At 42.7% G+C, this 8735-nt stretch carries 6 protein-coding genes and 1 tRNA gene; all 7 read left to right on the top strand.

Annotation, left to right across the window (positions count from 1 at the left end; translation table 11 throughout):
* Positions 1-256, top strand: a 256-nt coding sequence (locus tag F1E73_RS17650; protein ID WP_191089040.1) for a hypothetical protein, incomplete at its 5' end; no start/stop codon positions are given.
* 323 nt (positions 257-579) lie between these two features.
* Positions 580-651, top strand: a tRNA-Gln gene (locus F1E73_RS15825).
* Positions 652-860: 209 nt separating this feature from the next.
* Positions 861-1673 (top strand): amidohydrolase family protein, encoded by an 813-nt coding sequence (locus F1E73_RS15820; RefSeq protein ID WP_150452486.1) that lies wholly within the window; start codon positions 861-863, stop codon positions 1671-1673.
* Between the two features lie 233 nt (positions 1674-1906).
* Complete coding sequence (locus F1E73_RS15815) at positions 1907-3541, top strand: beta-N-acetylhexosaminidase (RefSeq protein WP_191089039.1); 1635 nt, start codon at positions 1907-1909, stop codon at positions 3539-3541.
* 387 nt (positions 3542-3928) lie between these two features.
* Entirely contained in the window at positions 3929-4390 is a 462-nt protein-coding gene (gene rimP / locus F1E73_RS15810; RefSeq protein ID WP_086477054.1) for a ribosome assembly cofactor RimP, read from the top strand.
* 12 nt (positions 4391-4402) lie between these two features.
* Positions 4403-5635, top strand: coding sequence for a transcription termination factor NusA (nusA, locus tag F1E73_RS15805; protein WP_150452484.1), 1233 nt, complete (start codon positions 4403-4405; stop codon positions 5633-5635).
* A 44-nt stretch (positions 5636-5679) separates the two neighbouring features.
* Positions 5680-8571 carry a translation initiation factor IF-2 gene (gene infB, locus F1E73_RS15800; protein WP_150452483.1) on the top strand — a complete coding sequence of 964 codons (2892 nt, stop codon included), beginning with the start codon at positions 5680-5682 and terminating at the stop codon, positions 8569-8571.
* Positions 8572-8735 lie beyond the last annotated feature (164 nt).

Raw genomic sequence — 8735 nt, 5'->3', positions numbered from 1 at the left:
CAAATCTAAAAATCGGTCTAAAAACTCCGCGCTTTTTAAAAATAAAAAGCTGAATCTCGGTCCCGATGCTTCGGGATTTAAACCTATTCTGCGGATAAGGAAAGCCTCACAAGTGGATCTACCAAAAGTTTTCGGCCTACTTTCTCCTTTGGTAGCAAATCAAGGGTTTTTCGCATCGGCTCAAGGAAGGCGTCCGGCAGCCCATGTTCACCTTAGTGAAAGCGGCCTGGACGCTGCGGCGGTGGAAAACCAGTAGATTTCAAGAAAGGAGAAATAAGCCTAGATTTTTCCCGCCCGTACCGAAACGTACGTTCGGGCGGGTTGAATACTTTTTTATTCATGGCTTGCATATTGTTTTTTAATGGAATTCATGAATGCTGCGCATTTCATCGATGGAAAAAAGTATTGAAAGGCCTGTTAAAAGGTGGATTGTTGCTATTGTGCATAACTTATAATTTTAACTACACACAACTTTTGAGCTTGATCCCAGTTAAGTTTAAGTGGAATTGTGAATAGGTTTTTCACTTATTGTTGCAAATGTGAAACTTTATATTAATTTTGCACCCTGAATTACGGTAATGGCCCATGGTGTAATTGGCAACACAGCTGGTTTTGGTCCAGTCGTTCTAGGTTCGAGTCCTAGTGGGCCAACGACAATGCCCCCTAGTCTCAATGAGATTAGGGGGTTTTTCTTTTTGTAAAAGTGCGACATTAGCATTGGTAAATCAAAGGATTAAATTATATTGAGACGCGGATCAATACCTTCTCCAAGAATAGGGATGAAATAATTTAATTAGGAACGCCATAGGTGTAATCTAAATTAAGTTTTGCTGCTACCAAGTCCAATAAAAAATGAATCCATGATTATAGACGTCCATACCCATATCAACAATTATCATGAAGACAGGGTTGTTTCCCTAGAGTCTAGTCTCAATCTGCTGTCGGAGAATATGTTGGAGAATAAGATAGATTATTCTTTGGTGCTCTCGTCGTACAAGGTGAACGAACACAGGCCAAGTACCAGACAGGTAGTAGAGGCTATTAAAGGGCGTAAGAACTTAGGGGTTGTTTCCGGGATCAGTTACTTGCATTACAACCACTGGGATATTCGTGAGATTGGAGAATATCTGGAGCAGGGGCACATAAAAGGCTTAAAGTTTTATCCTGGTTATGAGCCGTTTTACCCTAACGATACCAGGCTTAGGGTAATGTACGAAATGGCGATGGAGTACGATGTGCCTGTTATGTTCCATTCTGGCGATACCTATGCTCCCACGGGAAGAGTAAAGTATTCCCATCCCCTGCATCTGGATGATCTTGCGGTAGATTACCCGGAGCTTAAAATAGTGATCTGCCATATTGGGAATCCTTGGATCAGGGACTGTATGGAGGTGGTGTATAAGAATGAAAATGTATATGCCGATATTTCCGGACTGGTTTTGGGCGATTTCACGGAAAAGTTTGAGCGTTATATGAAAAGGGAGGTGGAAGAGATGATTACCTATGCCGGGGATCCTAACTATCTGTTATACGGAACCGATTGGCCAATATGTAATATGAAGTCTTATTTAAAGTTTATGGATCAGTTGGAGTTGGCAGATGATAAAAAGGAGTTGATTTATTGGAAAAATGCTGTCCGGCTTTTTAAAATAGATGTGGACGATATAAGGTGAATGTTGCTATGGCGCCTTGGATGAATTTAGATGCAACTAGCTATTTGGGTGTAACCTATCATTAGGTAGGTGATCGGTTAAAGCGGTAGGGTGATGTTTAGGATTAGGTAGTTAGCAGTCATTTTAATGAAATTTCTTATAGATAATTAATTGTTTTTCTATTTTTAGCAGAATTATTTCGCAATTGGTTCTTTTGGGGCCGAACAGAACAAACTAATAGTATGAGCATTCCGATGATTAAATCAATATTCCCAAAATTTATTTTGCAGGCAGTGATCCTGTTAGGGTTAGTTTCCTGTAGTTCCGTAGAACGGGAAGAAAGGGAGGGGGCAGTGCTTTCCATTGTCCCGCAACCAAATAATATACGGGTCTTTGAAGGCTCCTTTGGTTTAAGTGCCGAAACCTACCTGGTTTTTACCTCGGAGGAGCAGCATAGGGTGGTAGATTGGTTTGCGAGGGAAGTGCAGAAAGTATATGGGTTTACGCCTAAGGTGGGTGGTGTTGTTAAAGGAAAGAATAAAATTGTTCTGAAGCAACAAGAAGAACTGGCTCCGGAAGCATATAGCTTGGTAGTTGGCCGGGATGGGATAACTATTGGCGCGTCATCCGAAGCAGGTTATTTCTACGGATTTCAAACCCTGCTGCAGTTAGCCCCTGTGGTAGATGGAGAATTGGGGTCTTCCTTTGTGGAGATAGATTGGGTTTCTATAACAGATGAGCCTAGATTTAAATGGAGGGGAGCTATGCTGGATATTTCCAGGCATTTTTTTGGTCCTGAACATATAAAGCGGTTAATAGATCAGATGGCGGCTCAAAAGATGAATCGTTTGCACCTGCACCTCACCGATGATACGGGTTGGAGGATTGAGATTAAGGAATATCCCAACTTGCACGAACTTGGGGCGCGTGGCGATAGAACAAATCCTGAAGGGCCTGCAATGTATCTTTCGGAGGAAGATGCCATTGAGATTGCTGCCTATGCTAATGAAAGGCATATTGTAATTGTGCCCGAGGTAGACGTTCCTGGTCATTCTGGGGCTATAGAGCGTGCCTATCCAGCATTTAGTGGTGGAAACAATACCTTAAATATAGCTGATGAGGAGGCGGTTGAGATGATACAGTTGGTAATGAAGCGAGTGGCTTCCCTTTTTAATACTCCCTATGTTCATTTTGGTGGGGATGAAGTTAGGCAGCACAATTGGGAGGGTAGGCCAGACATGGCTGCTAAGATGAAAGAGTTGGGGTTAAAGAATCAGCGCGAGTTTGAGGGGTGGTTCGATCGTAATATGGCCAATTTCCTTGTGGAATCTGGATTAGAGCCGATAGCCTGGGATGAGGCATCCGAATTTGAGGTGAATAAGAAAACCATCTTGCAATGGTGGCGTGGAGAGTACCCAGATATACTTTACAATGCTGCAGAGAAAGGGTATCAAGTGATTCTGTCGCCGGTAGATTACCTCTACCTAGACTATGCTAGTGATCTTAACGAGGCGGGCGCTATTTGGGAAGGCCTGCACAATGGAGCTAATTCTATGGAGGCTATTTACCATTGGAATCCAATTCCCGAGACTTTTACGGATTCTATGGCTGCCCAAGTTTTGGGGATGGAAGCCGGAATTTGGACCGAGTTTATTTCCGATCCTAAGCGGTTGGAGTATATGACCTACCCTAGGCTTGCCGCTGTGGCAGAAAAAGCTTGGACCTATGAGGAGAATTTGGATTGGGAGCTGTTTCAGCAACGGCTGGAGAAGCAGTATAAGCGGTATGAGCGTGCAGGGATCAACTATAGGAATCCTCATCTAAACATGGAGGAACGCAAAGAAAAGCAGCCCGAAGCCTATGATGGCCCCGTGTCAAAGAAAGATTAGCAGGTTATGGTAGATAAGGGAGGTCTAACTGGTGATTTAAACCTGGAGGAAGGTTTTTAGATAAGCTATCTATTAAGAAGGTAGGTGGTTTGTCCACTTAAATTCAGGGGAATTGCCCTTATGGTGATTAAGCTCAATATACGGGTATCTTTTTTAGAATAAATGATTTAGGTTGTTGCGGAATCTAAAAAAATTGTATATTTGCAGAGCTGAAAGAATATTTTGTATTCATGAGGGGACAAATTGTCCCCTCTTTTGTTACCAATATTTTGGCGAAGCGGTTTTTTTGCCGCTTTTAATAAGTTTTAAGCAGTCTCCATATTGCGGCGGATATTCCCAGAAGTGTATAGCCCAATAAGGGGAAACGCTATCGCTAAGAGAGAAAATATGTTGAAGGAAAAAGTAACTACACTTTTAGAGACGGCCTTAAAGGAAAATGAATCACTTTTTTTGTTGGATTTTTCAATAGGTACTGATAATAAGATAAAGATCACCTTAGATGGTGATCACGGAGTAACGCTACAAGATTGTATAAACGTTAGCAGGGCCATAGAACACAACCTAGATAGGGAAGAGGAAGACTTTTCCTTGGAAGTGGCATCGGCCGGTGCAGCTTCGCCCATAAAAATTCCCAGACAGTTTAAAAAGAATATTGGAAGGAAGTTGGAGGTGAAGACCCTGGAAGAGGAATTGGAGGGGAAGTTGACGGAAGCCACGGAAGACAGTATTACCTTGGAGTGGAAGCAGAGAGAGCCCAAACCCGTGGGGAAAGGGAAAATTACCGTTCAGAAAAAGCGAGAAATTGCACTTTCTGATATAAAAGAAGCTAAAGTTGTATTAAAATTCTAATTGTAGGTCAAAATGGAAAATATTGCGCTAATCGAATCTTTCTCGGAATTTAAGGACGATAAATTCATAGACAGGGTAACGCTAATGGCGATTTTGGAAGATGTGTTTAGAAATGCATTAAAGAAAAAATTTGGTTCTGATGATAATTTTGATATTATTATAAATCCAGATAAAGGGGATTTGGAAATATGGAGAAATAGAACCGTAGTTCCAGATGGTGAGGTAGAAGATCCTAATGAGGAGATTTCCTTGTCTGAAGCCCGTAAGATTGAACCCGATTTTGAGGTAGGGGAGGATGTGTCCGAAGAAGTGAAGTTGATTGACTTGGGGAGAAGGGCTATTTTGGCGCTAAGACAGAACCTTATTTCCAAAATTCATGAGCACGATAATACAACGATCTACAAGCAATTTAAAGAATTAGAAGGCGAGATCTACACTGCCGAGGTGCATCATATACGTCATAAGGCCATTATACTCTTGGATGACGAAGGAAATGAGATTATCTTGCCAAAAGATAAGCAGATCCCGTCGGACTTCTTTAGAAAAGGAGATAACGTAAGGGGTATTATCGAAAGTGTAGAGCTTAAAGGTAATAAGCCAACAATTATAATGTCTAGAACTTCTCCCTTGTTTTTGGAGCAGTTGTTCTTCCAGGAAATTCCTGAAGTATACGATGGTTTAATCACCATAAAGAAAGCAGTTAGGATTCCTGGTGAAAAGGCGAAGGTTGCGGTAGATTCCTATGATGATCGTATAGACCCGGTAGGGGCTTGCGTTGGAATGAAAGGATCTAGAATTCATGGAATTGTACGCGAACTGGGTAATGAAAATATAGATGTCATCAATTGGACTGCTAACCCACAGCTATTGGTTACAAGGGCGTTGAGTCCGGCTAGGGTTTCCACAGTGAAATTGAACGACGAGAAAATGACCGCTCAAGTATATCTAAGGCCAGAAGAAGTTTCCAAGGCCATTGGTAGAGGAGGTCACAATATTAGATTGGCTGGGCAATTAACCGGTTATGAGATAGATGTGTTCCGTGAAGGAGTGGAGGAAGATGTAGAGCTTACCGAATTTTCCGATGAGATTGAGTCTTGGGTGATAGAGGAATTCAAGAGAATTGGGATGGATACTGCTAGAAGTGTATTGGAGCAGGAAGTTGGGGATTTGATTAAAAGGACCGATTTAGAAGAGGAGACAATTTTGGAAGTTGTCCGTATTCTAAAAGAGGAATTAGAAGATTAAACTATATATTAGCAATAATTTACAAGAATAGGAATTATTTATTTATGGCAGAGAATGCAACTATAAGGCTTAATAAAGTCCTAAGAGAACTTAATATTTCATTGGACCGTGCGGTAGATTATCTCGGTTCCAAGGGGCATAATATTGATGCTAGGCCTACTACCAAGATATCCAACGAGGTATATCAAGTTCTATTGGATGAATTCCAAACGGATATGAGCAAGAAAGTTGCGTCCAAAGAAGTTGGGGAAGAGAAGCGAAAGGAGAAAGAGGCCTTGCGATTGCAATTGGAAAAAGAGCAAGAGGAGAAGAGGCTCGCTAGGGAGAAAAGAGCGGAAAGAGAAAGTGTGATCAAGGCCAAGGGGGAACTTCCTGGTTTAAAGACCGTAGGGAAGATCAACTTGGACGATGGTGCAAAAGTAGCTGAAGAACCAAAGGAGAAGACGCAAGAAGTCCCTGAGAAACCAACAGGGAAGGCGCCGGAGGTGGCAGCAGAAACACCGGCAAAGGAAGCCGATGAAAAAGTGGTGGAAAAACCTGTAAGTCAGGAGAAGCCAGAGGAGAAAGTAGAAGCTCCTAAGCAGGAAAAAGCTCCTGTGAAGATGGAAGCTCCTAAAAAGGAGGCTCTTAAGAAGGAGGAAGCAGCTAAAAAGGTAGATGCTCCTGCTAAAAAGGAAGCGCCTGCTGCTAAAGCTGAGAAGCCCAAGAAGGAGGAGGCCGAAAAGCCAGAGACACCTGCTGCTGAAGCGGAGGCTGCGCCAGAGAGTGAAGTGATCCAAACGCAATATCAAAAACTTTCGGGTCCCAAAATTATGGGGGATAAAATTGACCTTTCCCAATTTGAAAGGCCTAAGAAAAAGAGGGAGCCAGCTAAAACTGGTGATGCCTCCGATAAGAGAAAGAGACGTAAAAGAATTGTCGCTAAACCAGGTACCGATGCTAAGCGTCCACCAGCTGCTAGAGGTAAAGGTGGTCAGGCAGGTAGAAGAGGTCCAGGACAGCGATTTGCAGCTGCCAAGGTAGAGCCTACCGAGGAAGATGTGCAAAAACAAGTGCGGGAGACCTTGGAGAAATTACAAGGGAAATCTAGAAAAGGGAGAACCGCTGCCCGTTATAGAAGGGATAAGAGAGATCAGCACCGTCAACAAACGGAAAAAGATCTGGAGCAGCAAGAATTGGAAAGCAAAACTATTAAGGTTACCGAGTTTGTAACCGCTAGTGAGATGGCTACCATGATGAATGTTCCTACTACAAAAATTATATCTGCTTGTATGTCCCTAGGAATCATGGTGACCATGAACCAGCGACTAGATGCAGAGACCTTGTCCATTGTTGCAGACGAATTTGGGTATGAAGTAGAGTTTGTAACTGCCGATCTGGAGGAGAGCATCGTAGAAGAAGTAGATGCACCGGAAGATTTGGAGCCAAGAGCGCCTATCGTTACGGTAATGGGGCACGTAGACCACGGAAAAACTTCCTTGCTAGATTATATTAGAAAGGAAAATGTGATTGCCGGTGAAAGCGGAGGGATAACCCAGCACATCGGAGCCTACGGGGTGACCTTAGAAAATAAACAGAAAATATCCTTCTTGGATACACCTGGTCACGAAGCCTTTACGGCGATGCGTGCACGTGGGGCCCAGATTACGGATATCGCTATTATTGTGATTGCTGCGGATGATGATATTATGCCACAGACCAAAGAGGCTATTAGTCACGCCCAAGCAGCCGGAGTACCTATTGTATTTGCAATAAACAAGGTGGATAAGCCAACGGCTAATCCAGAAAAAATTAAGGACGGACTTGCCCAGATGAACCTACTGGTAGAAGATTGGGGAGGGAAAATTCAATCCCAGGACATTTCTGCTAAGACAGGTGCGGGTGTCAAGGAATTGCTAGAGAAGGTATTGTTGGAGGCAGAGCTCTTAGAGCTTACTGCTAATCCAAACAGACTGGCATCTGGTGCCGTAGTTGAGGCATTCTTGGACAAAGGAAGGGGATATGTATCCACTGTTCTCGTTCAGACCGGTACTCTTAGGATTGGTGATTACGTACTTGCAGGAACCTGTAGCGGTAAGGTTAAAGCCATGCAAGATGAGCGTGGTAAGTTGGTGCAGGAGGCAGGTCCTTCAAGGCCAATTTCAATCCTCGGATTGGATGGAGCGCCACAAGCAGGTGATAAATTTACTGTATTGGAGGATGAGCGTGAAGCTAAGCAAATTGCTGCCAAGCGTTCCCAGTTGCAAAGAGAGCAGTCTGTAAGAACTCAGCGTCATATTACCTTGGATGAGATTGGAAGACGTATCGCACTAGGAGAATTTAAAGAACTTAATATTATCCTTAAAGGGGATGTGGATGGTTCAGTGGAAGCATTGACAGATTCTTTCCAGAAGTTGTCTACAGATGAGATTCAAGTGAATATCATTTATAAGGCAGTTGGTGCTATTACGGAATCGGATGTCCTATTGGCCTCCGCTTCGGATGCAGTAATTATCGGATTTAACGTTAGACCGATGGGTAATGCAAGAATGTTGGCAGATAAGGAAGAGATCGATATTAGGATGTACTCCATTATCTATGATGCTATAGATGATCTTAAGGATGCGATGGAAGGTATGCTTTCTCCAGAAATGAAGGAAGAGATTACCGGTACCGCTGAAATTAGAGAGATCTTTAAGGTGTCTAAAGTGGGAACCATTGCAGGTTGTATGGTGACCAACGGTAAGATCTTTAGAAACTCTAATATTAGATTAATTAGGGATGGGGTAGTTATCTATACTGGGGAACTGGCCTCTCTTAAGAGATTTAAGGACGATGTTAGAGAAGTTTCTAAGGGGTACGACTGTGGATTGCAGATTAAAAACTACAACGATATCCAGGAATTGGATATAGTAGAAGCTTTCCAAGAAGTAGCCGTTAAGAAGAAGTTGAAGTAGATTTAATTGTTTATAATTTAAAAGCCCCGACTCCTGAGTATTCAGGAAGTTCGGGGCTTTTTTTTGTTGGTGTCAATTCCGTTAAGCTCTTTTTTAGAGTCTGTGTTTAGCTAAGGACACAGCGTTCACAAAGGTTAAATGAAGTGTGCGGACCTTCTTTTTGC

This window comes from Arenibacter lacus (assembly GCF_008711145.1).
GTDB lineage: Bacteria > Bacteroidota > Bacteroidia > Flavobacteriales > Flavobacteriaceae > Arenibacter > Arenibacter amylolyticus.
Note: the sequence above shows the minus strand (reverse complement) of the source record. Positions and strands in the feature narration are given on the sequence as shown.

What these genes read in the sequence shown, in the direction of transcription:
- F1E73_RS15815 (WP_191089039.1), top strand. Translation starts at nt 1,907, where the DNA reads ATGATTAAATCAATATTCCCAAAATTTATTTTGCAGGCAGTGATCCTG.
- nusA (WP_150452484.1), top strand. Translation starts at nt 4,403, where the DNA reads ATGGAAAATATTGCGCTAATCGAATCTTTCTCGGAATTTAAGGACGAT.
- infB (WP_150452483.1), top strand. Translation starts at nt 5,680, where the DNA reads ATGGCAGAGAATGCAACTATAAGGCTTAATAAAGTCCTAAGAGAACTT.
- rimP (WP_086477054.1), top strand. Translation starts at nt 3,929, where the DNA reads ATGTTGAAGGAAAAAGTAACTACACTTTTAGAGACGGCCTTAAAGGAA.
- F1E73_RS15820 (WP_150452486.1), top strand. Translation starts at nt 861, where the DNA reads ATGATTATAGACGTCCATACCCATATCAACAATTATCATGAAGACAGG.